Genomic DNA, 25596 nt, shown 5'->3' with positions numbered 1-25596 from the left:
GTTGACATCTGTGCATTAACCAGGCAGTTACGCATTAATCTGCCGGTCAGGCTTTTTACCTTCTTATCGGGCATATCCTGTCAGCAGAAAAATGTGCGCATCAGCGCATCGGCCTGAGCTTTTTGCGCCAGGCTGTCATAAATCTGTAACATATTTGTCATTCATCACAGTAAAGCCACGTATCTCTGTCTATTCTCTGCGCGAAATGGCGCATCCCGATCGCCGTTTTCTTGAGTTTTGCCCAACCTGCCGGGAATCAAAATCATAATGCGCCCTGGAGGGCCACCGCTATGTTGAGTATTTTTAAACCTGCACCACACCAGCCCCGGGTCGAAGATCATCGTATCGATCCACGCTACCGTCGCCTGCGCTGGCAAATCTTTATCGGAATTTTCGTTGGCTATGCGGCCTACTATCTGGTTCGAAAGAATTTCGCCCTGGCGATGCCCTACCTGGTTGAACAAGGCTTCTCACGCGGCGATCTGGGTTTTGCGCTTTCAGGCATCTCCATCGCCTATGGCTTTTCCAAATTTATTATGGGTTCGGTGTCAGACCGGTCGAATCCACGGGTCTTCTTACCTGCCGGCTTAACGCTGGCGGCTACCGTAATGCTGATTATGGGGTTTGTGCCCTGGGCAACCTCCAGCATTATGGTGATGTTCGTACTGCTGTTCATCTGTGGCTGGTTTCAGGGAATGGGCTGGCCGCCCTGCGGACGCACTATGGTCCACTGGTGGTCACAAAAGGAGCGCGGCGGCATCGTTTCTGTGTGGAACTGTGCGCATAACGTCGGCGGCGGGATTCCGCCCCTGCTGTTTCTGCTGGGGATGGCGTGGTTCAACGACTGGAAAGCCGCGCTATATATGCCCGCCTTCGGGGCGATCGCCATTGCGATTCTGGCCTTTGCCCTGATGCGCGATACGCCGCAATCTTGTGGATTACCGCCGATTGAGGCCTATAAAAACGACTATCCGGTGGATTACAACGAAAGTCATGAGGAAGAGTTCACTGCCAGACAAATCTTTATGAAGTATGTCCTGCCCAACAAACTGCTGTGGTATATCGCTCTGGCAAATGTGTTTGTCTACCTGCTGCGTTACGGCATCCTCGACTGGTCACCAACCTACCTGAAAGAAGTAAAGCATTTCACGCTTGATAAGTCCTCCTGGACCTACTTCTTTTATGAGTATACGGGCATTCCCGGTACGCTGTTGTGCGGCTGGATGTCAGACAAGGTCTTTCGCGGCAACCGTGGTGCGACAGGGGTGTTTTTTATGACGCTGGTTACCGCTGCTACCGTCATCTACTGGCTAAATCCGCCGGGCAATCCCGGTGTGGACATGGCCTGCATGATCGCGATTGGCTTTCTGATTTATGGACCGGTAATGCTCATTGGTCTGCATGCGCTGGAGCTGGCACCCAAAAAAGCGGCTGGCACGGCTGCCGGGTTTACGGGGCTGTTCGGTTATCTGGGTGGCTCAGTCGCGGCCAGCGCCATTGTGGGTTATACCGTCGATTACTTCGGCTGGGATGGCGGATTCATCGTGATGATTGCCGGCGCCGTTATGGCGGTAGTGCTGCTGCTGTTAACCATGATCAGTGAGCACCGGCATAAGCAAAAAAGGGCATAACGGCTTTGCCAGAAGGCCGGCTTACCGGCCTTCTTTTCGGATTACGACAGATAGAGTGTTCTCAGCGTCTCCGGGACGGCATCCTGGGCATTACTGCCAATCACTTCCAGTTCAGGTAAGGTGTCTTTCAGACGCTGATGGGCGTTAGCCATAATGCAGCCTTTGCCTGCCATACTCAGCATTTCGACATCATTCATACCATCACCAAACGCAATACAGTCTTTAAGCGTAAAGCCTAACTGTTTTGCCACCGCTTCCAGGGCATGGCCTTTTGACACGCCGCCTGCCATCACTTCGAGGCAGGTCGGCAGCGAAAAACTCACGTTAACCCTGTCGCCCCAGCGTGCTTCGATGGCCTGCTCCATAGGGACAAGGTGTTCCGGTTCTTCACAGGTAAAAAAGACTTTGCTGATGCCATCCGTCGGCAGCATGCCCGGCTCATAAACCTGATAGTGAAAATCGGACTCGCGAAAATAATCCTTCTCCGCCGGACTGCAGCGGCTGACAAACCACTCATCGTCGCGATAAACATGCGTCAGCACGTCCGGATGATGATACTGCAGACCAAACAGATCGTGGGCGATGTCCGCGTCCAGATTGTGGCTAAAAACCAGCTCCCCTGCCGGATTGTGAACGCGCGCGCCGTTTGACGTAATCATGTAAGCCGGAATCCCCAGCTTGTCACGCATTTGCCCGACATCGATGTGATGACGGCCTGTGGCAAAAATAAAGTGAATGCTCTGCGCGACCAGTTGCTGAAGCGTTTCGCGCGCATTGGCGGTCAGGCGATGTTCGGGAGAAAGCAGTGTGCCATCCAGATCGGACACAACAATGTGGTACATGAAAACCTCGGGTATCGGTGTCGGTTGGCCGTAGCCGGTAATGTAAATTGCGAACTAATGCTGCGATAAAAAGAAATCGACGATGGTATTGAGCGCTTCGGCGCGCATGCTGTCCTTTTCAAACAGGATCTCGTGGCGCGCGCCGCTGATAACCTGCGGTGTCCGGCCCTGACAGGGGTGACCGGCTGCCGCCATCGCGTCACAAAACAGATCCTGCGAGCGATTATCCACCACGCTGTCTTCACTGGCCTGCAGCACCAGCAGCGGAGTCGTAATGTTATCCACCTGGCTCAGAATATTGCGCCCGGCATGAATCCCTTCTCTGACCCAGTGATACGTGGGTCCGCCCACGCGAATAGCCGGATCATCCGCATAAAAACGCAGACTGCGGCGGTAGCGCTCATGGCTGTGCGTTAACCGGTTGATGCCGAAAGGGTGCGCCCGCCAGCGCCCTGTGCCTAATGCATAACCCTCACGCACAGCGGGGCGCTTTTCCGCCCAGTCAAGAATCTTATGCGCCAGAAAAGCGGGTAACGGCAACGCAATCCCAAACATGGGAGCCACCAGCGCGGCGGCATGAAATGCACCGGGCTGACGCGCCAGGAAGAGCGTCAAAATCGCGCCGCCCATCGAATGAGCCAGTGCATAGCGCTGCTGATAATGACGGCTCACAATCTCTTTGAGATAAAGCGTTTCGAGGTCATCAACATAATGGCTGAACTCCACCACATGCCCGCGGTGAGAGTCATCCAGCAGACGATCCGATCGCCCCTGACCGCGATGATCGAGCACGATCACATCAAAGCCGCAGTGAAAAAGATCGTAAGCCAGTTCGGGATACTTAACGTAGCTTTCGATGCGCCCCGGCACGATAAGGATGACGCGTTTATGTTGCGGTGAAATGAACCGGACATAGCGCAATGTCAGGTTTCCAACGCCAGTGAATTCGCACTCTTCACGGCTGTGCCAGAAATCAAGCAGTGGACCAGTAGCAAAGGCGGCAAAGGCCTTTTCGCGTCGCAGCCAGCTTGCCCTGTGTTGCTTCATCCGCCCTCCTGATTGCCGGAAAAAAAGAGTCTGAACGGCCGCATGATGTCCATGGCTCTGCGCAGCATTCTGGCGTATTGTGTCACACTTCAGACGAGACCGGGAGTACAACCCATGACCATCGAATGGTGGCTGACCTACCTTCTTACCACCACAATTCTGAGCCTCTCACCCGGCTCAGGCGCGATTAACACCATGAGCACCGGCATCAGCCACGGTTATCGTGGTGCCGTCGCCTCCATCTCCGGGCTGCAGGTAGGGCTCGCGCTGCATATCGCCCTGGTAGGGGTGGGTCTTGGCGCGCTGTTTTCTCAGTCGCTGCTGGCGTTTGAGATTCTGAAATGGGCCGGTGCCGGCTATCTTGTCTGGCTGGGTATTCAACAGTGGCGGGCTGCCGGCGCCATTGATCTCAACGCGATGTCAAAAGCGATGCCGCGTCGCCGCCTGTTTAAACGGGCTGTCATGGTGAACCTCACCAATCCCAAAAGTATTGTGTTTCTGGCCGCGCTGTTTCCGCAGTTTATCCTGCCTCATCAACCCCTTATGCTGCAGTATCTGGTTCTGGGCATAACCACCGTACTGGTGGATATCGTGGTGATGATTGGTTACGCCACCTTAGCGACGCGCATTGCGGGCTGGATCAAAGGCCCTAAACAGATGAAGCTGATGAACCGTATTTTCGGGGGATTATTTATTGCGATTGGCGGACTGCTGGCCAGCGCAAGGCGAATGGCCTGATGTACACCTGCAGCCGCACGACAGAGCATACTGTCGGCGGCCGCATAAAGCCGGTCTGGCGACCTTAGCGTGACAGGATAAGATGAATGCCAAATCCGGCGAACAGTACGCCCGCCATGCCATCCACCCACTTCGCGGCACGCTGATATTTATCCCGCATCCATGGCAAAGCAAAAATTGCGGCGACCAGAGAAAACCATGCAAAGGTTTCGACGCTAATCAACACAAACAATCCCCAGCGCTCCAGCCCACCGACATCGTTACCGATAAATAATGAGAAGACGCTACCAAAATAGATCACCGCTTTGGGGTTAGAGAGATTGGTTAACAACCCTTTGATAAAGCTCATGCCTTTCTTTGGCAGATCGACGACAGGTTCCTGCTGTACCGGCTGCTTATGACGTTGACGCGCGGAACGGATCAGCTGCCATCCCATCCATAACAGGTAAAGCCCGCCACCGACCATGATGATTTGATGCAGCCAGGCCATTTTTTGCAGGATTAAATGCAGGCCCATTAACGCCACCGCTGCCCAGATCATGACCGCCAGCGTAATGCCCAACACACCCAACATCGCTTCTTTGCGCGAACGGCTGGCCGCCGTTTGCGAAACGAAAAAGAAATCCGGGCCGGGGCTCATGAGCGCAACAAGGTGGACCAACGCAATCGTGCCAAACAATATCAACATGGTAATGCCTCTTTACTCTTCATCAAGATGCTCTTTAATCATCAGCAAAAAGGGCTTACCGAAACGTTCGAGTTTACGGTGACCGACCCCATTCACGCTCAACATGTCTGACGCACTGACCGGCATCTGTTCCGCCATCTCCAGCAATGTGGCGTCGTTAAAGACCACATAGGGTGGAATGTTCTCTTCATCCGCTATCGCCTTACGCAGCTTGCGGAGTTTGGCAAACAGCTTACGGTCATAGTTACCCCCGTAGACTTTTGCCGAACTGCTGCTTTTCGGTCTGGTTGTAATGAGCCGTGGTACCGCCAGCATCAGCGGGACTTCACCGCGCAGCACCGGTCGGGCCGCCTCGGTAAGTTGCAGTGCAGAATGCATGGCAATATTTTGGGTGACTAACCCCAGATGAATCAGCTGACGCAGCACACTCACCCAATGCTCATGGCTGTTCTCTTTACCCAGCCCATAAACCGGCAGCTTGTCGTGACCCTGTTCACGGATACGATGATTGTTCGCGCCGCGCAAAACTTCAACGATGTAACCCATGCCAAAGCGCTGGCCGACACGGTAAATACTCGAAAGCGCTTTCTGTGCTTCAACCAGACCGTCATAGCGCTTAGGCGGATCGAGACAGATATCGCAGTTACCACAAGGTTGCTGCCGCCCTTCACCAAAGTAGTTCAGCAGCACCAGACGGCGACAGGTCTGCGCTTCAGCAAAGGCGTTCATGGCATTCAATTTATGCCGCTCTATGTCCTGCAGCGGGCCGGGCTGTTTCTCTTCGAGACATTTACGTAACCAGGCCATATCTGCAGGATCATAAAGCATCATCGCTTCCGCAGGCAGGCCATCACGACCCGCACGGCCGGTTTCCTGATAGTAGGATTCGATATTGCGGGGAATGTCGAAATGGACCACAAACCGCACATTGGGTTTGTTAATGCCCATGCCAAACGCCACGGTGGCGACCACAATTTGCAGATCGTCGCGCTGAAACGCTTCCTGCACGCGGGCGCGCTGCGCGCTGTCGATACCGGCATGATAGGCACCCACGCTGAGACCGCGGCTCTGCAGGCGCGCGGCCGTGTCCTCAACTTTTGCCCGGCTGTTGCAGTAAATGATGCCGCACTTGCCCCGCTGATCCTGTACGTAACGCAGTAACTGTTCGGTGGGTTTGAATTTTTCCACCAGCGTATAGCGTATATTAGGTCGATCAAAACTGCTGATTTGAATCAGCGGGTCCTGCATATGCAGCAGGTTGACGATATCAAGGCGGGTGGTTTCGTCGGCGGTCGCCGTGAGCGCCATAACCGGCAGATCGGGAAAGCGCTGACGCATCTGCCCCAGTGCGCCGTACTCGGGCCGGAAATCGTGTCCCCACTGAGAAATGCAGTGCGCCTCATCCACCGCCAGCATCGCAGGCTGCCAGTGCGCCAGGCTTTCCAGGAAGTTATCCATCATCAGGCGTTCGGGCGCAATATAGAGCAACTTTACGCGTCCGTTTCGGCAGTCCGCCATGACGTTTTGCTGTTGCTCGCGGGTCATGGTCGAATTGAGACACGCCGCCGCAACACCATTTGCCAGCAGTTGATCCACCTGATCTTTCATCAGCGAGATCAAGGGCGAGACGACCAGTGTCAGCCCTTCACGCACCAGCGCGGGGATCTGATAGCAGAGTGATTTCCCGCCGCCGGTTGGCATCACCACCAGGCAGTCTCGCCCATTCAGCGCTTCATTGATAATGGCCTGCTGACCGGGACGAAACTGCTGGTAGCCGAAGGTATCCTGTAATACCTGCTGCGCCAACGCTTCCTGATTAAGAACTGCCGAGGTTGCCACTGTGATCCTGACTTGATGGTTAATTAAAATAAATCGTTGAGTGTTACGCCCACACCGACGCGTGTCTGACGATGGTTGTAGTCAATAAGGGATTCGCCATAGCCGCTAAACAGTTGCGTATAGAAACGAACGTGTTGGGTGATCGGATAACTCCAGCCCAGCGTAGCGCCGCCGTAGCCGCTATTCCAGTTATAGTTGCCTTCAACGCTGAAAATACTGTCGCCCATGGCGTAACCTAACTTCGCACGATAATAACCCATGTATTTGGTGATATCGGGGTTGTCGTCATTATTCGCGCTTTCTGAAATACGGAACCAGGGCTTGATCTCGGCCAGGAAGTTACCGTTCTGCGCCATCAGACGAGTATAAACACGGTTCCAGCTGCGTGAGGTCGGATCGCTGCGGCCGTTAGACTGATGATTCACACCGACCTCAACGTCACGCAGTGTCCAGCCGGCAAACGAGTAATCGGTCGCCCAGCCCAGGAAAATCTGTGGCTCATAGTTCGTCTCACGGAAAGGCGACGACTCTTTTTTATTGGATAACTGCCACCATGAGCGCTGAGTATAAGACGCCGCTAATACGGAGTTGTCACCGACGATGCCACGCCACAACGGAAATGCCAGGCTGAGCTGGAATTTCACTTCATCTTTACGTGCGTTTTTTGCCCAGTTGTAAGAGGAAATCGCCTCTTTATTTATGTCGCTGGTATAGGTGTAAAGCAGATAATTATTTTCGTAAGGATAAAGCACAAACGGGTTGTCGTGCTGCTCCAGCAGGTTGGCAATGATGCTGCCTCGCACCTGCGGTGCATCGTGAACATGTTTAATTGTGGCTTCGTCCGCCTGCGCCAAAGCAGGAAGTAACATTGCCGCCAGCAAGGCGCGATGCTTACGCATAGGATTCTCCGATGAAAACTGCGTATTCATAAAAGCGAATGGGTGTTGTAAAAAGCAGGACATTCTACACACAAAAGTGGGTGAACATCAGCGCTGATTTCCTAAACTGGAAACCCTGTCGAGCGAAGCATAGAATAAACATCTTATTAACATCTACAGTTCAATTACCAGCTGTTCAGGACTAAACACCATGTCATCCGTGCTATTGACTCAGCAGGACGCTCGCCGCCTCGTCGGTGAAATTTTTATTTATCACATGCCGTTTAATCAGGCGCTGGGTCTGGAACTGGATCGTCTGGAACCCGATTACGCAGAAATCAGTTTTGCCAACAAAACCATGCTGGTGGGCAATGCCGCCCAGCACATTCTTCATGGTGGTGTAACAGCAGCGGTACTGGATGTCGCCGCGGGCATGGTGTGCGTGAGCCATGCCTTGACACGTGATGAGCAGATAAGTGAAGACGTGCTGCGCCAGCGACTGTCCCGTATGGGGACGATTGATATGCGGGTGGATTATCTCCGTCCCGGACGGGGCGAGCGCTTTATTGCCAGCAGCCGTTTACTGCGTGCCGGCAATAAAGTCTCTGTGGCGCGGGTAGAATTACATAATGAGCAGGACCTTTACATTGCCACCGCAACCGCGACCTACCTGACCGGTTAAGCGAATCGACGCGTAGCACCGTTCAGGCCCTGCCACGCAGTATCCTGCCTGCCTCAGAACATCGTATTGGTATTCGCTGAGGTCGCCGGTACGGCCTGAATCACATCCCAGTGCTCGACAATTTTGCCGTTTTTCACGCGGAAAATATCCGTAACAGCCTGACCACGATCGTGTTCACCGTTGGTCGAGTGAACATGCAGCCATACCAGATCACCGTCGGTTGCACTGCGAACGATGCGCGCTTTTGACTGTGGGTTTTTGCTGAAAAAATCGCTGAAAAAGTTAACCAGCGGTGCCTTGCCATTCGGCACCCCGGGATTGTGCTGGCGGTAATCGTCCGCCACGACCCGGGCCGCTTCTGTCACCTTGTGCTGATTGAAAAATTGATTATAAAAGTTGATCACCAGCGCACGATTGGCCTCTTCCACGTTAAGATCGCGGCCTTCTTTCGGTTGCACGGCGTACCCAGCGCTCGCTGTCAGGATACCTGCCGTCAGCAGCAGGGTTTTCAGAAAGGTTGCCATCATTTTTCTCCTTGCTCATTCGTTACAGCGCTAACCGCTCCGCGCCAGAGGATTACTTCATACAGGGTGCCGGGCATGGCCCGGACGCGCCATCAGGTTTTGATATCACACCAGGTCACAAAAATAGACTGTTGTCGCTGCGGATGGTACATTCGCGCAAAATGGATAACAAGACGTCACTTTGTGCTGACTCAGTCACATGAAAGTGACTATTACTACGTGCAGGAACCCTTTTCATGTCTGTGTCATCCCCTAACACATTCAGTTATGAACAGCCTTGCCCCATTCGGGATGTACTTGACCGGATTGGCGATAAATGGAGTTTGCTGATTCTTGAGGCGCTGGCCGAGCGCACGCTGCGCTTCAATGAGCTGCACCGCCATATTGGCGATGTCGCTCGTCAGGTGCTGTCACGAACGCTGAAACGGCTGGAGGTGGACGGCTATATCCTGCGGACTCTTTATCCGGAAGTGCCGCCACGGGTTGAGTACAGTCTGACAGAGTTAGGTCGTTCTTTTCTTAAACCGATGCAGCAACTGATTGCGTGGGCGGATGACAATCATCAGGCCATTTGTCTTTCCCGCCAGCGTGCCGGTGAGCAGGACAAAGCCTGACCCTGCCTGTTGCCAGATCGGGCTACAGACATGACGGGGACTGCGGTAACATTGCGGCCCTCTGTCACGCCGCTTTCTCTCAGTGACTTTTGGTACAGAACGAACTTTCAGGATGATTTATGGATACCCAGCAAACCCGTCAGGGAATAGGTTTTGCGCTTGGCGCTTATTTCATATGGGGCATTGCACCTGCCTACTTCAAATTAGTTAAAGCCGTCCCTGCGACTGAAATCATGACGCACCGGGTAATCTGGTCAGCCTTGTTTATGCTGCTGTTGATTACGCTTAGCCGCAGCTGGGGGCAGGTCAGAAGCGTCGTGCGCCAACCCAAAAAGGTCTTGCTACTGGCGCTGACCGCCGTCACGGTGGGCGGTAACTGGCTGCTGTTTATCTGGGCGGTGAATAACCAGCATATGCTAGAAGCCAGTCTGGGCTATTTTATTAACCCTTTGATTAACGTTGTGTTTGGTATGGTTTTCCTGCGCGAACGTTTTCGTCGTCTGCAGTGGCTGGCTGTGGCGCTCGCTACCGCTGGCGTCCTTTTGCAGCTGTGGCAGTTTGGTTCGGTGCCGGTGATTGCATTAGGCCTGGCCTTCAGCTTTGCGTTTTACGGCCTCATGAGGAAGAAAATTCAGGTCGATGCCCAGAGCGGTATGCTGATTGAAACGCTGTGGCTGTTTCCGCTGGCCGCGCTGTATTTATTTGGTTTTGCAGACAGCAGTACCAGCCATCTTACCGCCAATCCCGCCAGCCTGAATCTGTTGCTGATCGCCGCAGGTATTGTGACCACCATTCCGCTGATGTTCTTTGCCGCAGCCTGTGCCAGGCTGCGCCTGTCGACGGTTGGCTTCTTTCAGTATCTTGGCCCAACGCTGATGTTCTTACTGGCGGTGCTGTTTTATGGCGAGACCATCACGCCGGATAAAATGCTGACGTTTGGCTTTATCTGGCTGGCATTGCTGGTCTTCATTCTGGATGCCGTCGTGTTTTCAGCGCGGGGCCGACTGCGCAAAGCGTGAAAGAAAACGCGCCATTGCCGGGCCGGTCAGGAGAATGGTGAATAACCGCAGGGTTTGCATCGCCATCACAAACGCCATATCCACTCCGCTTCCGGCCGCAATGATCGCCACGGTGTCCAGGCCACCTGGACTGGTGGCGAGATAGGCGGTCATCAGGTCAATATGGAGTACGCGCGTCAACATCCACGCCAGTCCGCCACACAGCAGCATCAGGCCGAAAATGGACAGCAGCATTTGCGGCAGGGTACTCAGCGCCAGTTTGAAAATGGGTCGGGTGAAGCGCAGCCCCACGCTCCAGCCGATCAGCGCGTACGCCAGGGCAAGCAGCCATTCAGGCATCTGAAGCACGGCTGTTCCGGTAGCGTGCAGCGTAGCGCCAATCAGCGCAGGCACCAGCAACGCGCCGGACGGAATGCGTAACCAGGGGCCCAGCCAGGCGCTGCCGATCACCAGGCAAATCGTCAGCAGAAAACCGCTGTTCAATGCAGGAAACCAAACCAGTGATCCCGCATGAGCGCCATCGCCCAGGCCGATGCGAGCCACCATTGCTGCCGCGCCCGCCACAAACAGAACGCGCAGATACTGCATAAAGGCGACCAGACGCACATCCGCGCCGAATTCTCCCGCCATCGCCACCATGGCAGAAGCACCACCTGGTGACGATCCCCACGCGCCGGTCGGGCCGGGAAGCTGACTAAACCGAACCAGCAAAAAGCCCGACACACCGCTGGCCGCCAGAGTCAGCAGCAGTACCGCTACCACGACGGGCCAGTCCTGTAACAGCGGCGTTAAAATGGACGGTGACAGGCTCTGTGCAATCATACAGCCCAGTACCGCCTGCGACAGCAGGAACAGCCGCTTGTGGATGCGCAATGTGGCACCGGATAACCCCATCATCACGCCCACAATCATCGGGCCCAGTAACAGGGCGGCCGGAACATGAAAATACTGGAAGAGCGCGCCAAGTAATACCGATGCGACCAACAACAGTAACCACTGCACGCGCAATGAAAGAGAGGCCATAAAAGTTAATTTTTTGTGAAAATGGAGCGGGTAGATTACGCAGAATTGTGCCAGCAGGCCAGCGAAATGGGCCGGTTGGACCGGCCCTGACAGACGATTACAGCCAGTTCTTGCGTTTGAAATAAAGATAAGGCGCCAGACCGGCAAGCATCATCAGACAAATCGCACCGGGATAGCCAAAGCTCCATTTCAGTTCAGGCATAAACTCAAAGTTCATGCCGTAGCTGGAGGCCACCAGCGTTGGCGGCAGGAAAACCACGGAAACCACCGAGAAGATCTTGATGATGCGGTTCTGCTCGATATTAATAAAGCCCATCGCCGCCTGCATCAGGAAGTTGACCTTCTGGAACAGGGACTCATTGTGAGGCAGCAGCGATTCGATATCCCGCAGGATTTCGCGCGCCTGCTCCAGTTGATTGCCTGGCAAACGGGCTTTTCGTACCAGGAAGTTAAGCGCTCGCTGCGTATCCATCAGACACAGGCGCACTTTCCAGCCGATATCTTCCAGCTCAGCTAACCGCGACAGCGCCTGATCGTACTCCTCGCCCTGCTGACCTTCCATAATCACGCGGCTAAGCTTTTCCAGCGCGCTATAGATGTTTTCAATCTCATCCGCCAGCTGTTCAATTTTGGTCTCAAACAGGTCGAGTAGCAGCTCGTAAGCGTTACCGTCAATCAGCGTCTGGTTGCGGGCTCGCATGCGGTAAAGACGAAAGGCAGGAAGCTCCCGCTCGCGCAGTGTATATAAGCGTCCTTCGCGAATCGTAAAGGCGACCGTCGAGTTGCCGGCATGATCTTCGGCATCTTCAAAAAAGAAAAAGGAGTGGATGTGCAGGCCATCTTCATCTTCGAAGAAACGCGCTGAGGCTTCGATATCTTCCAGTTCAGGGCGCGTGGCCAGGCTCTGCCCCAGCTCGGACTGAACACGGTCGCGCTCGCCTTCCTCAGGCTCGACCAGGTCAACCCACACTGACGTGGTCAGTTTATCGCTTTCTTCTTCCAGTTCCAGACGCGTCAGGCGACTGTTATCAAGTTTAAATGCGCTCAGCATAGCAAGACTCCCCATTGCAGACTTTATGGGACAACGCTGTAAGGCGGTCGGAACAGATAACCGCGAACCTGAACACGGAGAAACGATAAATCAGTGCTGACTCGTGCGACGGATCAAAAAGGGAGGTCGCTGATAACCGCTAAGGCTACCAGCGTAATGAGATAGCCTTAGATGTTATTCCTGAAAACCAGGTTAATGAGCCAGCATCGACTGGGCGTGTCCAAGGCATTGTCCTCTCATGATAATAGTGCGCGCATGTTACGCTGAGACGAAAAAGTCGTCAACCGGCGGCTAGACGGTTTCCAGTTTGGCGTAGGCAGCCACCAGCCACTTGATCCCCTGCCCCTGAAATGCCACCTGAAGGCGGCTGTGTTCCCCGCTACCTTCCAGATTCACGATGGTGCCTTCACCAAACTTCGCGTGACGAACGCGCTGTCCCAGAGAGAACCCCGTGTCGCTTTTGCTGATCGGTGTGCCCATGCGCTGATGGCTGACCGGCCGCGTAACGCTGGCGCGTAACCGGACTTCTTCAATACAGTCTTCGGGCAGCTCACCGATGAATCGCGAGGGGCGATGGTAAACTTCTTTTCCGTACAGACGGCGGGTTTCCGCGTACGTCAGCGTCAGTTTCATCATGGCACGTGTGACGCCAACGTAAGCCAGGCGGCGCTCTTCTTCCAGCCGTCCACCTTCGTCCAGCGCCATCTGGCTGGGGAACATGCCTTCTTCCATGCCGACGATAAATACCTGACTGAACTCCAGCCCTTTCGCAGAGTGCAGCGTCATCAGTTGTACCGCATCCTGCCATTTGTCCGCCTGCCCTTCGCCGGCTTCCAGCGCGGCATGCGACAGGAAGGCCTGAAGCGGCATCAGGTCTTCATCTTCATCCTGATAGCTAAACTGGCGCGTGGCTGTCACCAGCTCCTCAAGGTTTTCGATACGCGCCTGGCCCTTTTCACCCTTTTCCTGCTCGTACATCAGCCACAGACCGGAATCCTTGATGACCCGATCGGTCTGCACGTGCAGTGGCATTTCGGCGGTTTCGCTTGCCAGTGAATCCACCAGCTCACAGAAACGTTGCAGGGCAGAGGCGGCACGGCCGGCGAGCGCGCGTGACAGAAGGAGTTCACGCGTTGCCTGCCATAAGGTGATCTGCTGTTCGCGGGCCGTCTGACGCACCACATCCAGCGTACGATCGCCCACGCCACGTGTGGGCGTATTGACCACGCGCTCGAAAGCCGCATCGTCGTTGCGGTTGGCTATCAGACGCAGATAGGCCAGCGCATCTTTAATTTCCTGGCGCTCGAAGAAGCGCATGCCGCCGTAAATCCGGTAGGGCATACTGGCCTGTAGCAGGGCTTCTTCCAGCACGCGCGACTGGGCGTTACTGCGGTAAAGAATCGCGCAATCGGCCAGCGCATTGCCATTTTCCATCCAGGCTTTAATGCGATTGACGACAAAGCGCGACTCATCCAGCTCGTTGAAGGCGCAGTAAACCGAGACCGGCTCGCCATCGCTGCCATCGGTCCACAGCTCTTTGCCGAGTCGGCCATTATTATTGGCAATCAGGGCGTTAGCGGCTTTCAGAATCGTGTTGGTGGAGCGGTAATTCTGCTCAAGACGAATGGTATCGGCACCGGGAAAATCCGTCAGGAAGCGCTGAATATTTTCAACCTGCGCCCCGCGCCAGCCATAGATGGACTGATCGTCATCACCGACGATAATGACTTTGCTGCTGTCGCCCGCCAGCATACGAATCCAGGCATACTGAATGTTGTTCGTATCCTGAAATTCATCCACCAAAATATTGCTGAAACGCTCACGGTAGTGATTCAGGATAGGGGGCTTGTTTAACCACAGTTCATGGGCCCGCAGCAGCAACTCGGCAAAATCGACCAGCCCGGCACGATCGCAGGCTTCCTGATAGGCCTGATAAATGCGCAGCCAGGTCTGTTCTACCGGGTTGCCATAGCTTTCAATGTGCTTCGGCCGTAAACCTTCATCTTTCTTGCCATTGATGTACCACATGCCCTGACGCGCAGGCCACTGCTTCTCATCCAGATTCATCGCCTTAATCAGGCGTTTGAGCAGGCGCAGTTGATCTTCACTGTCGAGGATTTGGAAGTCCTGCGGCAGCCCCGCGTCGAGATGATGCGCACGGAGCAGACGGTGCGCAAGGCCGTGAAACGTGCCAATCCACATACCGCCCTGACTGGTGCCGATCAGGTGCTCAATACGGTGACGCATTTCTGCCGCCGCCTTGTTGGTAAAGGTCACCGCCATAATGGAATAAGGTGAACAGTTTTCAACGGACAGCAGCCAGGCGATGCGGTGCACCAGAACGCGTGTTTTTCCACTGCCCGCGCCCGCCAGCACCAGCAGGTTGCTGCGCGGTGCCGCAACGGCAGCACGCTGTTTGTCATTCAACCCGTCGAGCAGTTCAGAAACGTCCATAAGCACCAATAAGTCAGAGAATGCGAAGCATAAAACTGGATAAATTTACAGCCATTATAACAGCGAGGTCAGTGATGCCAACTGTGAAATTTCAACGTGGGGCAGAAGACGGGCATCGTCAATGTGCATCAGATTCCCCTCACGCAGGTTAATCCAGCAGGCTTGCATGCCATAACGTAACGCGCCGGCCACATCCGTAGTGAGATCGTCACCGACGTGAAGAATACTGCCCGGGGCGATATTCAGGCGTTGCGCGGCAAGGTGATACATATCCTGCCACGGCTTCGCGCGCCCGTCTGGGCCAGCACGCAGTGAAAACTGGAAGTAGGCTGACAGGCCGAGCTTTTCAGGCTGCGCGTTACCATTCGTAATCGCTACCAGCGGGACTTTTTTCGCCAGCGCTTTCAACGTGTCATGGGTTTCCGCCGGCATCGCCACCTGGCTGCGCCAGTGATGGAACACCTCCATGATCTGGGCGGCGCCCGCTGTCGCGTCTGCTGCCGTTAAGCCCGCGTCAGTCATAAGCAGCTCTATCGTACGACGGCGCCATTCTGTCACATCGTGATAAATGTCAGGTTCACGAAGTCGCAGTTGATTGCGCAGCGTCGCCACATCATCCGGCGTCACGTCACGCAGTGCAGGATGAAAAGCCTGCAGAGCGGCATGCGATGCTTCTGTGGTTTTACGTATGACCGGATAGTTGTCATACAGCGTGTCGTCTAAATCAAAGGTGATCGCTTTGATGGCACGCAGCGGGCGATAGAACTTCATTCACTCTTTCCTCGTTTGGCGCGGGGATGCGCAGCATCATACACCGAAGCCAGGTGCTGGAAATCAAGGTGGGTATAAATTTGCGTCGTCGACAGGTTGGCATGACCAAGGAGTTCCTGCACCGCGCGCAGATCGCCACTGGATTCCAGCAGATGGGTTGCAAAGGAGTGACGCAGCTTGTGCGGATGAATATGGCTGTTCACGCCCTGTTTAATGCCCCATTCGGCAAAACGTTTTTGAACATTACGGGCAGAGATGCGCTTGCCCCGGCTGGAGAGAAACAGCGCATCGTCGTCGGCGTTAAAGGCGAGACGGTGCGGCAGCCATTGCTGAATCCAGTTGACCGCTGTGCGTCCAATCGGTACGCGCCGCTCTTTATTGCCTTTTCCTGATACCCAGACTTCTCCCGCCTCAAGATCAACATGGCGGCAGTCCATATTGACCAGTTCGGACAGGCGAAGCCCTCCGCCGTACATCACTTCCAGCATGGTACGATCGCGTATTGCCAGCGGATCGTTAAGATCGATTTCCAGCAATTGATTAACTTCATCGACGTCGATATTTTTGGGCAGATGGCGGCCATTACGCGGTGTGGCAATGCCTTTCGCCGGGTTGGCGGGCAGCATGTCCTGGCTCACCTGCCAGTCAAGAAAACTGCGTAGCGCCGAAAGCCGTAGCGCCAGACTGCTGGCGGCCAGGCCTGCCCGACGGCTGCGGGCAGCCATACTGCGTACCATGGCGGGATCGAGTTGCGACCATGCGCCGACCTTCATTTCATCGGCGATGCTCACCAACGCCTCTAGCTGGCGCGCATAGCTGCTCAGCGTTAACGGGCTGAGCTGGCGCTCAACCTTCAGGTAGCGCAGAAATCCGTCAACGGCCTCCTGCAGCACGCTGCTCATGCGCGCTCCACCCAACGTTCCAGTAATTCCGGCATCATCTGCGAAAGATGCTGTAGCAGTAAGGTTCCCATGCCCGACTGATAATGCAGGCTGTCGCGACTGCTGAACATGATGATGCCGAGTTCACCCTGTTCGCCCATCAGTGACATGGCCACCGAGCCGATGGCTTTCGCCTGGGGCAGCAGTAGCAGCAGTTCGGGGCCATTAATACTGCCGAGATAGTGCTGTTCATTACCGAAGCGCTGAATGCGCAGCGGTTCAAAGGCCTGGCGCGCCAGGCCAAGCTGCACAAAATCAGAGGGCGCACCCAGCCGCCACTTATCGTTAAACAGGCGGATATTGGCCCCGGCCAGGCCCAGCTCACGCGCCCAGCGATGCAAGCGGTTCAGCATATCCTGCAGTGAACTCGCGGCGGCAAGATGGCTTTGCAGTGCAAGCAGGCGGGCAAAAAGTTGCTGGTTCGCCGTGGCCTGCTCCATCAGCAAGGTGATTTCTTCTTCCAGCCGTTGAATATGTTTGCGCTGGCGCGCCATGTGCCATTCCACCAGCGAAACGCTGCCGCGAACCGGATGCGGTACGGCCATCTGTTCGACCTGGCGCGCATTACGCATAAAGAAATCAGGATGCTGTCGCAGATAATCACTGACGGCCTCATCGTCCAGCAGAGGTGTGTTTTCCACCTGCTCTTCGACATTTTTCATAAGTGAATAAACCCATCGTAGACATGTGTGGCCGGGCCGGTCATAAACAGCGGCTGTCCGGCACCTTTCCAGGCGATGTGTAACGTACCGCCTGGCAAATCAACGCGCACTTTCTGGCTCAGAATCCCCTGCTGAATGCCACAGGCCACCGCTGCACAGGCACCGCTGCCGCACGCCTGCGTTTCGCCCGCACCACGTTCGTAAACACGCAACCGGATATGTTCAGGGTTGATGATTTCCATAAAGCCAACGTTGACGCGCTCAGGAAAACGCTCGTGGCTTTCCAGTATCGGTCCCAGCAGCTCGACCTGTGCGGTTTTGGTGCTTTCGACCTGAATCACGCAATGGGGATTTCCCATGGAGACGGCACCAAACATGACCGTCTGCTCCGCCACGCGAAGCAGGTACAGGTTTTCAGCCTTGTTAGCGCGGAAAGGCACCTGCTGGGGCTCAAAATTGGGCTCCCCCATATTCACGCGGACCAGCTCGTCGAGCGTAACGCTGAGCACCATTCTGCCCGCCTGGGTGCTGACGCGAATGTCGCTTTTATTGGTCAGGCCTTTCAGCTGGACAAAGCGGGCAAAACAGCGCGCCCCGTTACCGCATTGCGCCACCTCGCTTCCGTCCGCATTGAAAATACGGTAGTGGAAGTCAAGATCGGGATCATAAGGCGGTTCGACGATCAGTAGCTGATCAAAACCCACCCCTAAATGGCGATCGGCCAGCCGGCGGATCAGTTCCGGCGAGAAAAAGACGTTTTGCGTCACAGCATCCACAACCATGAAATCGTTGCCGAGACCGTGCATTTTGGAGAACTGCATTTTTTGCTCCGCCGGATACGCCATAAGAATTATTTCATTTGTGAGCTTGAATCACCGGTCACCAGACCGCCCACATCCGCTTTAGAGGCCTCGGCTTTCTGCTTTTGCGTGGGCGCTGACGTGGGCGCGGCTTGTTTTGGCGTTTCCTGCGGTGGGAAGTAGAGCGGTCCTTTCAATCCACAGCCTGCAAGGCTTGTTAATGCCAGTGTCATTGCTAACAGGCTTATCGCTTTCTTCATTCTTTATGCTCTTCATGTCCTGTGTCCTGGATGCTTATCATCGCAGTTGAAGTTGGAAAAGCAACAGGAAATCCCAGCAATTCACGCAAGCCTTGTGGCAGGCCCTGGCAGAGCGCCACAAGCCTCCGGCAGAACTCAGTGCATCTGATAGCGTGGTTGATAGTCGTTGTTGTCGTTATCGGGCTGTGAGGCGCACAGCGCCGTTAATGTCTGATTCCTGAAGGGAATCACCTGATAACGGTCACCCACATTCACGATTTGGTAAAACTGCGGCAGGTTGAAATTGATAAAGCTAGAGCCGTAGGTAAAACGATCGTGTGACGACGAGTAAAAACGGCTGACATCCCGCACCAGCTCTTCTTTGCTGCCTTCACAGTGGTGATAGACCTCAACGCGGTTACTTTCATCCAGGATATAGATATTGAAACCGCGATCGTCAGTGGTGTCTTCAAAGAAGAACTGAATGATCCCTTCGCTGGCGTAGCCATTGACCACCGGCGGCAAAGGCGTCTGATTGGACTCAACCTTGATCGACAAACCGTGCAGCTTGTTATTGGATATGGCGCCATAGAACTCAACGGCGTTTTCCAGTTTCTGCACCGAAACCCCCATGCGTTCAAAGAACAGTCCCCAGGTCTGGCCGGCCATGCGTAATGCCTTGAACCGGCCCGGCTCCTGACGCGTACTGGAAAGGCGCAGTTCAATACATTCAGACACCAGTTGCTGCACACGGGTACGAATCAAGCCGCGCAAATGCTGGCTATAGCAGAACACCTCCACCGTATCTGGCGGTGAGGCATCCTGATGCATTTTACCCAGGATGGTCTTCAGCCCTTCTATCATCGCCTGTTCGCCACTAAAGTGCAGCGTACGCACTTCATTCCATGAGTTACGGTACAGCAGGTCAATGCTGCCAATTAAACATTGCTGCTGCTGGCCAAAGCTGAAGACATCGAGCTTACGGAAATCAAAATGCACTACCTGGTTACGGAACGCCGAGGTCGGATCGTGCTCAAGGTTAACGATGATCGCCAGGTGACGAATTTCGCAGGGGCTGTAGAGCGCTTTGGGCGTGGGTGCAGGCAGGCGCAGCGGGAAATGGCTGGAGACATCATCAACCAGCTCCTGCAGGCGCGCCAGATCACACAACTCGTTGCCTTTGATATGCAGACGGGTTTTGCTGGTCAGCAGACCATTGAACCATGCCCAGGCCACCAGCTTATTGAGATAGCGGTTATATTCCAGCGGCTGGTGACTGATGATCGAGCTCATATCCGGCGCCTGATTATACAGATACCAGCCTGGACGATTGGCTCGGCCCGCCGGCACATGAATAAAGGTCAGGTTGGATTCGGACAGGTCGGGGGAAATCTGCGGATTAACCAGCGTCACCTTGCCCGGCAAAGCCTCAAAGGCAGCGTACAATTTACGGGTCAGCACGCCGATATCCTGCGGGCTGGCACTGACGCTTAAATTGTTGCGGCGGGCAAAGCGGATAAGATTGCGATAGCTTTGCATCATGGCATCGAGCAACTCATTATGCGCTTCGCGGACGCGTTCGATTTTCCATTCGGCACGGTTGTCCAGAATAGCGAGCTTTTCGTCGTCCCAACCCCAGGATTTCACCAGCTGCGACAGAATTTCACGACGCCAGCCGCTACGTTGCTGATGGTCATCCGTACTGAGTTTTTCGCATACTTTCAGATAGAAGCAGCGGCGTACTAAATCGAGCCGCGGCTGATCGTCGATACTGGTGAGATAATGCGTAACGCGCTCCAGCATCATGCAGTAAGGATCCAGACCGAAACAGACGATCTCGCCATCGTGCAGTCGCTGTTTGATGTCCATCGCCAGCAGTTTAGTGTCCGGGTATTCCCAGCTGTAGGCTTCAAGCAGCAGCGTTTTCAGGACTGCTTTGTAAGGTGAGTCGATACTTTTATACAACTGCCACAGGCTGGCACCAAAATACTCTTCCGCTGACAGGGTACTGAGGCCGCCTAAATCAAGCCACTCGTTGGGCGTGAGCACGCCTTTCGCGTAGAGCGACATCACATAGTCATCATAGTGATGCTCTTCTTCGCCCGGCACCATATTCCACAGGATACGTTTACCTGCCATGCGCACGGCTGTGCGGTAGAACTCGTCCAGCAGCAGTATATGCTGAGTGGAACCGCAGTCCTCACCGCCAAGATTCCCGCTTTCGTTATGACGGAAGCGGTTTTCATCGATCAGGAAGAAGCTGACTTCGATGCCCATGGAGGCGCACCATTTTTGCAACAGCGCACATTTGCGCTGCAGATTGAGGCGCTCTTCATTATCCAGCCAGGATTGATGGCACACCCAGATATCCAGATCGGACACGCTGTTTTGTCCAACAGAGGAGGTACTGCCCATCGAGTAAATACCGGTAATGGGCAGTTCGCCTTTTGGCGCATCAACCAGGGTAAGTTCTTGCTCGCCTGTTAACTCGGCCAGTAGCTGCAGTTGGTTTTCATCAGGCGTGAAGACGTTGATGCCATGTGGAACGTTACCTTTGAGGTAACCCGGCATCAGCGGATGTTGATAATGTAATAAGATCGGCAGCAGACTGTAGACTCGCTGAAAAGCGGGTCCCATTGCAGCCAGCGCGCGATCTACGCGCAGCTGGTTAATTGCATCCAGTCTCTGTTTCAGTGTCTCAATATAGAGGTACAAGACGTTTCGCCTGGTTGTCCTGGAGTTAAGCACCCTGCTTCCGCTCTCTGCCACTTATTATAAAGATGTCGTGCAGATTATTGCTGGAAACGTGATCAATCTATCACTCGCCGGATTGACCGTAAAGAAAGTTACGCTACCGCTATTTTAGCACGGTTTCGTCTACTTTTCGCACACCCAACGAGCGGCCTGCGATTACTGCCTGATATCTCAGGTTTAATCTGCGGGCGGTTCTTTTCAATCCGTTGAAACTGACAGCCTTCCCTCAACGATGATAGGATATTCGATGAACGATCTAAATGGTTAACGGCATGTTAAACAAAATTTTCAGAATTGCTACACGACAAAGCCCTCTTGCCATGTGGCAAGCACAATATGTACAGCAGCGTTTGATGAGCGCCCATCCGGGTTTACAGGTTGAACTGGTGCCCATGGTGACCAAAGGCGACATCATCCTGGATACGCCGCTGGCTAAAGTGGGCGGTAAAGGGCTGTTTGTCAAAGAACTTGAGCAGGCGATGCTGGAGAACCGTGCCGATTTGGCCGTGCATTCGATGAAAGATGTGCCCGTAGCGTTCCCGGCAGGCCTGGGCCTGGTCACCATTTGCCAGCGTGATGACCCACGCGACGCCTTTGTCTCAAATCATTACGCGTCGATCGACGAGCTTCCTCATGGCGCGGTGATTGGTACGTCCAGCCTGCGCCGTCAGTGTCAGATCAGTGCACGCCGTCCCGACCTGTTCATTCGCTCGCTGCGCGGCAATGTCGGCACGCGGTTAAGTAAGCTTGATGCTGGCGACTATGACGCCATTATCCTTGCCGCCGCCGGCCTTAACCGCCTGGGGCTGGAAGCGCGAATTCGCCAGCTCCTGCCGGCTGAAATTTCACTGCCAGCCGTCGGCCAGGGTGCGGTGGGCATTGAATGCCGCCTGGATGACAGCACCTTAATTGGGTTACTACAGGCACTGAATCATGATGATACGGCTGTCTGTGTCAAAGCTGAGCGCGCCATGAATACCCGTCTGGAAGGCGGCTGTCAGGTACCTATCGGCAGTTTTGCGGTGCTGAATGGTGATGAGCTCTGGCTCCGGGGTCTGGTTGGCGCGCCGGACGGCAGTACCGTTGTAAGCGGCGAGCGCCGCGGGCCACGGTCTCAGGCCGAGCAGATGGGGATCTCGCTGGCCGAAGAACTGCTTAACAACGGTGCGCGTGAAATTCTGCACGACGTTTATCAGGGACAACCCCCCGTATGACGATTCTGGTCACGCGCCCGGAACCCGCAGCGGCAGAGCTGGTCTCCCGACTGCACGCCCAGGGTAAACAGGCGTGGAGCCTGCCCCTGATCGAATTCGCGCCGGGAGCTGACCTGCCCTCATTACCGGCTTCGCTAACCACGCTGCGCCGGGGCGATATGGTTTTTCTGCTCTCGCAGCAGGTTATTCACTATACACAGCATGCTGTCAAAGCATGGCCCGCAGACCTGGACTATTATGCAATTGGTCGCAGTACCGCGTTAGCGTTTCATACAGTGAGTAGCTTACAGGTGACCTGGCCTCATGCACAGGAAACCAGCGAGGCGCTGATCAAGCTGGCCACGTTGCAGCAGGTGTCAGGTAAACGCGCGCTTATCCTGCGTGGCAATCAGGGCCGCGAACTGCTGTCAGAAACGTTGACGGCACGGGGCGCGCAGGTCTTCTATGCCGAGTGTTATCAGCGCTGCCAAAAACATTATGACGGTGCAATCGAAGGCCGCCGCTGGCGCGATCGTCATGTTTCTACGCTGGTCGTCACCAGCGGCGAAATGTTGCATCAGCTGTATTCGCTGTTCCCCGAGGTTGATCGCGAGGAATGGCTGCTCCGCTGCCGACTGATTGTCGTCAGCGAACGTTTGGCTTCTGTGGCCGCCAATCTTGGTTGGCAGGATATTCACGTAGCCGAAGGTGCCGATAACGATGCGCTACTGCGCGCGTTATGTTGAACTTAACAATGGGATGTGCCAGATATGACGGAACAAAAAGACACCTCCGCCGTGGTTGAAGAAACTACACCAGCGGTTGATCGCGATGCTTCTCTTCAGGAACAACCACCCCGCAAGCAAAAGAACGGCGGCATGGTCCTGGGAGCGGTCGCGATCGTCATCGCTCTGGCGATTGGCGCAGGTTTATACCTGAACGATAAACACCAGGCCGAATTGCAGGCACAAACCAATCAGAGTCTGAGCGAACAGCTTGCCAAGCTACAGCAGCAGGCAAACAGCGATAAACAGCAGCTTTCTCAGCAGCTGAGCACCACAGAAAAAGCGTTAGAGACCGCTCAGGCACAACAGGCGGCTTCTGAGAAAGCGCTGCAGGCGTTGCGCGAAAAGTTAGCCTCCATTTCAGGAAACGACGTGCGCAGCTGGCTGGTGGCTCAGGCAGATTATCTGGTGAAACTGGCGGGTCGTAAGTTGTGGAGCGATCAGGATGTCACCACGGCCGCAGCGCTGCTGAAAAGCGCTGATGCCAGCCTGGCAGATATGAACGATCCCAGCGTCATGAATGTGCGTCGCGCGTTGACGCAGGATATCAGTACGCTTTCGGCTATCTCCCAGGTGGACTACGACGGCATTATCCTGAAGCTTAATCAGCTATCAAACAACGTGGATAATTTACGTCTGGCCGATAACGACAGCGATGACGCGCCGATGGACAGCGACAACGGTGAACTTTCTGGCTCTATTCGCGAATGGCGTCAGAACCTGGTGAAGAGCTGGCACAATTTTATGGATGACTTTATTACCATCCGTCGCCGGGACAACACTGCCCAGCCCTTACTGGCCCCGAATCAGGACGTTTACCTTCGCGAAAACATTCGTTCTCGTCTGCTGATCGCGGCCCAGGCCGTGCCGCGTCATCAGGAGGAGATCTACAAGCAGTCGCTGGAAACCGTCTCAACATGGGTGCGTGCCTGGTATGATACGAACGATGCCTCGACAAAAGCGTTTCTGGCCCAGTTGGATGAACTTAGCCAGCAAGATATCAATATGGATCTGCCAGACAGCCTGGAAAGCCAGCCGTTGCTTGAACAACTGATGCAAACGCGCGTGCGTAACCTGATGGCACAACCCTCTGCCGCCGCAAACCAGCAGGGAGGCTGATCATGCTTAAGGTATTTATCCTCTTTGTCCTGTTGATTGCAGGGATTGTGCTGGGGCCGATGATTGCCGGCCATCAGGGCTATGTGCTGATCCAGACCGACAACTGGAATGTGGAAACCAGTGTGACCGGCCTTGCCATTATCCTGATTATCAGTTTGTTAGTGATTCTGGCGGTGGAGTGGCTGCTGCGTCGCCTGTTTCGGACGGGTGCCCGCACCCGTGGCTGGTTTACCGGGCGCAAGCGCCGTCGTGCACAGCGCCAGACACAAAACGCCCTGCTTAAACTGGCAGAAGGTGATTTCAGGCAGGTAGAAAAGCTGCTGTCCAAAGACGCCGACCATGCTGATGTTCCTGTCGCAAACTATTTGCTCGCGGCAGAAGCGGCTCAGCAACGAGGCGACGAAATGCGGGCTAATCAGCATCTTGAACGGGCGGCTGAACTGGCTGGTAATGATGTTATCCCGGTCGAGATTACCCGAACCCGCATCCAGCTGGCGCGACATGAAGATCACGCTGCCCGCCACAGTATTGATCGTTTACTCGAAGTGGCTCCGCGTCATCCGGAGGTCCTGCGCCTGGCTGAGCAGGCTTATATTCGTACCAGTGCCTGGAGCGCCCTGCTCGATATCCTCCCGTCCATGGAAAAAACGCAGATTGGCAGTGAAGAGCACCGCGCTGCACTGCAACAACAGGCCTGGCTGGGTCTGATGAATCAGGCGATGGCCGATCAGGGCAGTGAGGGATTAAAACGCTGGTGGGGAAATCTGAGCCGTAAAACGCGCCATGAGACCTCGTTGCAGGTGGCGATGATTGACCATTTGATTGAGTGTGACGATCACGATACCGCTCAGGAGATTCTGCTGGATGGGCTGAAACGCCATTACGACGATCGTCTTGTCCTGTTGATGCCGCGCCTTAAAAGCGGTAACCCGGAAGCGCTGGAAAAAGCGTTACGTCAGCAAATTAAGCAGCATGGTGCCACGCCTTTACTGCACAGCACCCTGGGTCAGTTGCTGATGCGCCATGGTGAATGGCAGCAGGCAGCGGAAGCCCTGCAACAGGCGCTGGCACAGCGCCCCGACGCTTTTGACTACGCCTGGCTGGCGGATGTGTATGATCGTCTGCGCCGTCCGGAAGACGCCGCAAAAATGCGTCGTGAAGGTCTGTTACTGACGCTAAAGAACAATCCCGATGCCTGATCTGTTAAAACCGGGTTCGCCCGGTTTTTTTACGCCCACAGGTTGAGACAAAAAAAACACCTGCCGAAAGCAGGTGTAAAATCAGGTCGGTTTGACAACCGAG

Annotated in this window: 25 protein-coding genes; 9 read left to right on the top strand and 16 right to left on the bottom strand. The window is 54.8% G+C overall.

Annotated features, from left to right (window positions below; translation table 11 throughout):
- Positions 1-290 precede the first annotated feature (290 nt).
- Complete coding sequence (gene glpT, locus RAC90_RS15225) at positions 291-1631, top strand: glycerol-3-phosphate transporter (RefSeq protein WP_375124514.1); 1341 nt, start codon at positions 291-293, stop codon at positions 1629-1631.
- 41 nt (positions 1632-1672) lie between these two features.
- On the opposite strand, the gene yigL is transcribed toward glpT, so the two are convergent.
- Positions 1673-2473 (bottom strand): sugar/pyridoxal phosphate phosphatase YigL, encoded by an 801-nt coding sequence (gene yigL / locus RAC90_RS15220; protein ID WP_375124513.1) that lies wholly within the window; start codon positions 2471-2473, stop codon positions 1673-1675.
- Positions 2474-2527: 54 nt separating this feature from the next.
- Positions 2528-3520 (bottom strand): lysophospholipase L2, encoded by a 993-nt coding sequence (gene pldB / locus RAC90_RS15215; protein WP_006121462.1) that lies wholly within the window; start codon positions 3518-3520, stop codon positions 2528-2530.
- Between the two features lie 114 nt (positions 3521-3634).
- Here pldB and rhtB point away from each other — a divergent pair, with 114 nt between their 5' ends.
- Positions 3635-4258: a homoserine/homoserine lactone efflux protein gene (rhtB, locus tag RAC90_RS15210; protein ID WP_033737374.1), complete on the top strand. Its 624-nt coding sequence runs from the start codon at positions 3635-3637 to the stop codon at positions 4256-4258.
- A 64-nt stretch (positions 4259-4322) separates the two neighbouring features.
- Here rhtB and rhtC read toward each other — a convergent pair whose 3' ends face one another.
- The 3 genes from rhtC to pldA are packed head-to-tail and all read right to left on the bottom strand — an operon-like array spanning position 4323 to position 7684.
- Positions 4323-4946, bottom strand: a complete 624-nt coding sequence (gene rhtC / locus RAC90_RS15205; protein WP_006121460.1) for a threonine export protein RhtC — start codon at positions 4944-4946, stop codon at positions 4323-4325.
- 12 nt (positions 4947-4958) lie between these two features.
- On the bottom strand, positions 4959-6785 hold the full coding sequence (recQ, locus tag RAC90_RS15200; RefSeq protein ID WP_006121459.1) for an ATP-dependent DNA helicase RecQ: 1827 nt from the start codon (positions 6783-6785) through the stop codon (positions 4959-4961).
- A 23-nt stretch (positions 6786-6808) separates the two neighbouring features.
- Positions 6809-7684: a phospholipase A gene (gene pldA / locus RAC90_RS15195; RefSeq protein WP_033737373.1), complete on the bottom strand. Its 876-nt coding sequence runs from the start codon at positions 7682-7684 to the stop codon at positions 6809-6811.
- Between the two features lie 190 nt (positions 7685-7874).
- Between pldA and RAC90_RS15190 the strand changes: the two genes are divergently transcribed.
- The gene (locus RAC90_RS15190) at positions 7875-8345 is read left to right on the top strand and encodes a thioesterase family protein (protein ID WP_054688540.1); all 471 of its coding nucleotides are present in this window, start codon (positions 7875-7877) and stop codon (positions 8343-8345) included.
- A 53-nt stretch (positions 8346-8398) separates the two neighbouring features.
- Here RAC90_RS15190 and RAC90_RS15185 read toward each other — a convergent pair whose 3' ends face one another.
- Complete coding sequence (locus RAC90_RS15185) at positions 8399-8872, bottom strand: ester cyclase (protein WP_006121456.1); 474 nt, start codon at positions 8870-8872, stop codon at positions 8399-8401.
- Between the two features lie 233 nt (positions 8873-9105).
- On the opposite strand from RAC90_RS15185, the gene RAC90_RS15180 reads away from it, so the two are divergent.
- Together RAC90_RS15180 and rarD are read left to right on the top strand one after the other, a co-directional pair.
- The gene (locus RAC90_RS15180; RefSeq protein WP_054688542.1) at positions 9106-9483 is read left to right on the top strand and encodes a helix-turn-helix domain-containing protein; all 378 of its coding nucleotides are present in this window, start codon (positions 9106-9108) and stop codon (positions 9481-9483) included.
- A 119-nt stretch (positions 9484-9602) separates the two neighbouring features.
- On the top strand, positions 9603-10502 hold the full coding sequence (rarD, locus tag RAC90_RS15175; protein ID WP_054688544.1) for an EamA family transporter RarD: 900 nt from the start codon (positions 9603-9605) through the stop codon (positions 10500-10502).
- Here the strand turns inward: rarD and RAC90_RS15170 are convergent.
- The 10 genes from RAC90_RS15170 to RAC90_RS15125 form a co-directional block, all read right to left on the bottom strand.
- Positions 10473-11525 (bottom strand): AbrB family transcriptional regulator, encoded by a 1053-nt coding sequence (locus RAC90_RS15170; protein ID WP_054688546.1) that lies wholly within the window; start codon positions 11523-11525, stop codon positions 10473-10475. The two genes, rarD and RAC90_RS15170, sit on opposite strands and share 30 nt — an antisense overlap.
- 97 nt (positions 11526-11622) lie before the next feature.
- Positions 11623-12576, bottom strand: a complete 954-nt coding sequence (gene corA / locus RAC90_RS15165; RefSeq protein ID WP_006121454.1) for a magnesium/cobalt transporter CorA — start codon at positions 12574-12576, stop codon at positions 11623-11625.
- Positions 12577-12743: 167 nt separating this feature from the next.
- A complete protein-coding gene (gene ysgD, locus RAC90_RS15160; protein WP_349887138.1) occupies positions 12744-12800 on the bottom strand; it encodes a YsgD/CorL family protein in 57 nt (18 codons plus the stop codon).
- A gap of 67 nt (positions 12801-12867) precedes the next feature.
- Positions 12868-15030: a DNA helicase II gene (uvrD, locus tag RAC90_RS15155; protein WP_375124512.1), complete on the bottom strand. Its 2163-nt coding sequence runs from the start codon at positions 15028-15030 to the stop codon at positions 12868-12870.
- A gap of 54 nt (positions 15031-15084) precedes the next feature.
- Complete coding sequence (gene yigB / locus RAC90_RS15150; RefSeq protein WP_033737361.1) at positions 15085-15801, bottom strand: 5-amino-6-(5-phospho-D-ribitylamino)uracil phosphatase YigB; 717 nt, start codon at positions 15799-15801, stop codon at positions 15085-15087.
- Positions 15798-16703 (bottom strand): tyrosine recombinase XerC, encoded by a 906-nt coding sequence (gene xerC / locus RAC90_RS15145; protein ID WP_033737359.1) that lies wholly within the window; start codon positions 16701-16703, stop codon positions 15798-15800. The genes yigB and xerC overlap by 4 nt, the downstream gene beginning before the upstream one ends.
- Positions 16700-17404 (bottom strand): DUF484 domain-containing protein, encoded by a 705-nt coding sequence (locus RAC90_RS15140; RefSeq protein WP_375124511.1) that lies wholly within the window; start codon positions 17402-17404, stop codon positions 16700-16702. Before RAC90_RS15140 ends, xerC begins: the two co-directional genes overlap by 4 nt.
- Positions 17401-18225 (bottom strand): diaminopimelate epimerase, encoded by an 825-nt coding sequence (gene dapF / locus RAC90_RS15135; protein WP_375124510.1) that lies wholly within the window; start codon positions 18223-18225, stop codon positions 17401-17403. The genes RAC90_RS15140 and dapF overlap by 4 nt, the downstream gene beginning before the upstream one ends.
- A 29-nt stretch (positions 18226-18254) precedes the next feature.
- Positions 18255-18464: a lipoprotein gene (locus RAC90_RS15130; protein WP_033737356.1), complete on the bottom strand. Its 210-nt coding sequence runs from the start codon at positions 18462-18464 to the stop codon at positions 18255-18257.
- Positions 18465-18599: 135 nt separating this feature from the next.
- Entirely contained in the window at positions 18600-21158 is a 2559-nt protein-coding gene (locus tag RAC90_RS15125) for a class I adenylate cyclase (RefSeq protein WP_033737355.1), read from the bottom strand.
- A gap of 311 nt (positions 21159-21469) precedes the next feature.
- Between RAC90_RS15125 and hemC the strand changes: the two genes are divergently transcribed.
- From hemC to hemY, 4 genes are read left to right on the top strand one after another with little or no spacing between them, the layout of a single operon-like run.
- A complete protein-coding gene (gene hemC / locus RAC90_RS15120) occupies positions 21470-22411 on the top strand; it encodes a hydroxymethylbilane synthase (RefSeq protein ID WP_375124509.1) in 942 nt (313 codons plus the stop codon).
- On the top strand, positions 22408-23136 hold the full coding sequence (gene hemD / locus RAC90_RS15115; RefSeq protein WP_054688549.1) for a uroporphyrinogen-III synthase: 729 nt from the start codon (positions 22408-22410) through the stop codon (positions 23134-23136). Before hemC ends, hemD begins: the two co-directional genes overlap by 4 nt.
- Before the next feature lie 24 nt (positions 23137-23160).
- Positions 23161-24294, top strand: coding sequence for a uroporphyrinogen-III C-methyltransferase (hemX, locus tag RAC90_RS15110; protein WP_033737353.1), 1134 nt, complete (start codon positions 23161-23163; stop codon positions 24292-24294).
- 2 nt (positions 24295-24296) lie between these two features.
- Entirely contained in the window at positions 24297-25493 is a 1197-nt protein-coding gene (gene hemY, locus RAC90_RS15105; protein WP_033737352.1) for a protoheme IX biogenesis protein HemY, read from the top strand.
- The last annotated feature ends 103 nt before the right edge of the window (positions 25494-25596 follow it).

This window comes from Pantoea sp. CS_6 (genome assembly GCF_041954745.1).
GTDB lineage: Bacteria > Pseudomonadota > Gammaproteobacteria > Enterobacterales > Enterobacteriaceae > Pantoea > Pantoea stewartii.
This window is presented reverse-complemented; position numbering and strand designations above follow the sequence as displayed.

Coding starts and splice junctions, on each gene's coding strand:
- glpT (WP_375124514.1), top strand. CDS start 291: ATGTTGAGTATTTTTAAACCTGCACCACACCAGCCCCGGGTCGAAGAT.
- yigL (WP_375124513.1), bottom strand. CDS start 2,473: ATGTACCACATTGTTGTGTCCGATCTGGATGGCACACTGCTTTCTCCC.
- pldB (WP_006121462.1), bottom strand. CDS start 3,520: ATGAAGCAACACAGGGCAAGCTGGCTGCGACGCGAAAAGGCCTTTGCC.
- rhtB (WP_033737374.1), top strand. CDS start 3,635: ATGACCATCGAATGGTGGCTGACCTACCTTCTTACCACCACAATTCTG.
- rhtC (WP_006121460.1), bottom strand. CDS start 4,946: ATGTTGATATTGTTTGGCACGATTGCGTTGGTCCACCTTGTTGCGCTC.
- pldA (WP_033737373.1), bottom strand. CDS start 7,684: ATGCGTAAGCATCGCGCCTTGCTGGCGGCAATGTTACTTCCTGCTTTG.
- RAC90_RS15190 (WP_054688540.1), top strand. CDS start 7,875: ATGTCATCCGTGCTATTGACTCAGCAGGACGCTCGCCGCCTCGTCGGT.
- RAC90_RS15185 (WP_006121456.1), bottom strand. CDS start 8,872: ATGATGGCAACCTTTCTGAAAACCCTGCTGCTGACGGCAGGTATCCTG.
- RAC90_RS15180 (WP_054688542.1), top strand. CDS start 9,106: ATGTCTGTGTCATCCCCTAACACATTCAGTTATGAACAGCCTTGCCCC.
- rarD (WP_054688544.1), top strand. CDS start 9,603: ATGGATACCCAGCAAACCCGTCAGGGAATAGGTTTTGCGCTTGGCGCT.
- RAC90_RS15170 (WP_054688546.1), bottom strand. CDS start 11,525: ATGGCCTCTCTTTCATTGCGCGTGCAGTGGTTACTGTTGTTGGTCGCA.
- corA (WP_006121454.1), bottom strand. CDS start 12,576: ATGCTGAGCGCATTTAAACTTGATAACAGTCGCCTGACGCGTCTGGAA.
- uvrD (WP_375124512.1), bottom strand. CDS start 15,030: ATGGACGTTTCTGAACTGCTCGACGGGTTGAATGACAAACAGCGTGCT.
- yigB (WP_033737361.1), bottom strand. CDS start 15,801: ATGAAGTTCTATCGCCCGCTGCGTGCCATCAAAGCGATCACCTTTGAT.
- xerC (WP_033737359.1), bottom strand. CDS start 16,703: ATGAGCAGCGTGCTGCAGGAGGCCGTTGACGGATTTCTGCGCTACCTG.
- RAC90_RS15140 (WP_375124511.1), bottom strand. CDS start 17,404: ATGAAAAATGTCGAAGAGCAGGTGGAAAACACACCTCTGCTGGACGAT.
- dapF (WP_375124510.1), bottom strand. CDS start 18,225: ATGCAGTTCTCCAAAATGCACGGTCTCGGCAACGATTTCATGGTTGTG.
- RAC90_RS15130 (WP_033737356.1), bottom strand. CDS start 18,464: ATGAAGAAAGCGATAAGCCTGTTAGCAATGACACTGGCATTAACAAGC.
- hemC (WP_375124509.1), top strand. CDS start 21,470: ATGTTAAACAAAATTTTCAGAATTGCTACACGACAAAGCCCTCTTGCC.
- hemD (WP_054688549.1), top strand. CDS start 22,408: ATGACGATTCTGGTCACGCGCCCGGAACCCGCAGCGGCAGAGCTGGTC.
- hemX (WP_033737353.1), top strand. CDS start 23,161: ATGACGGAACAAAAAGACACCTCCGCCGTGGTTGAAGAAACTACACCA.
- hemY (WP_033737352.1), top strand. CDS start 24,297: ATGCTTAAGGTATTTATCCTCTTTGTCCTGTTGATTGCAGGGATTGTG.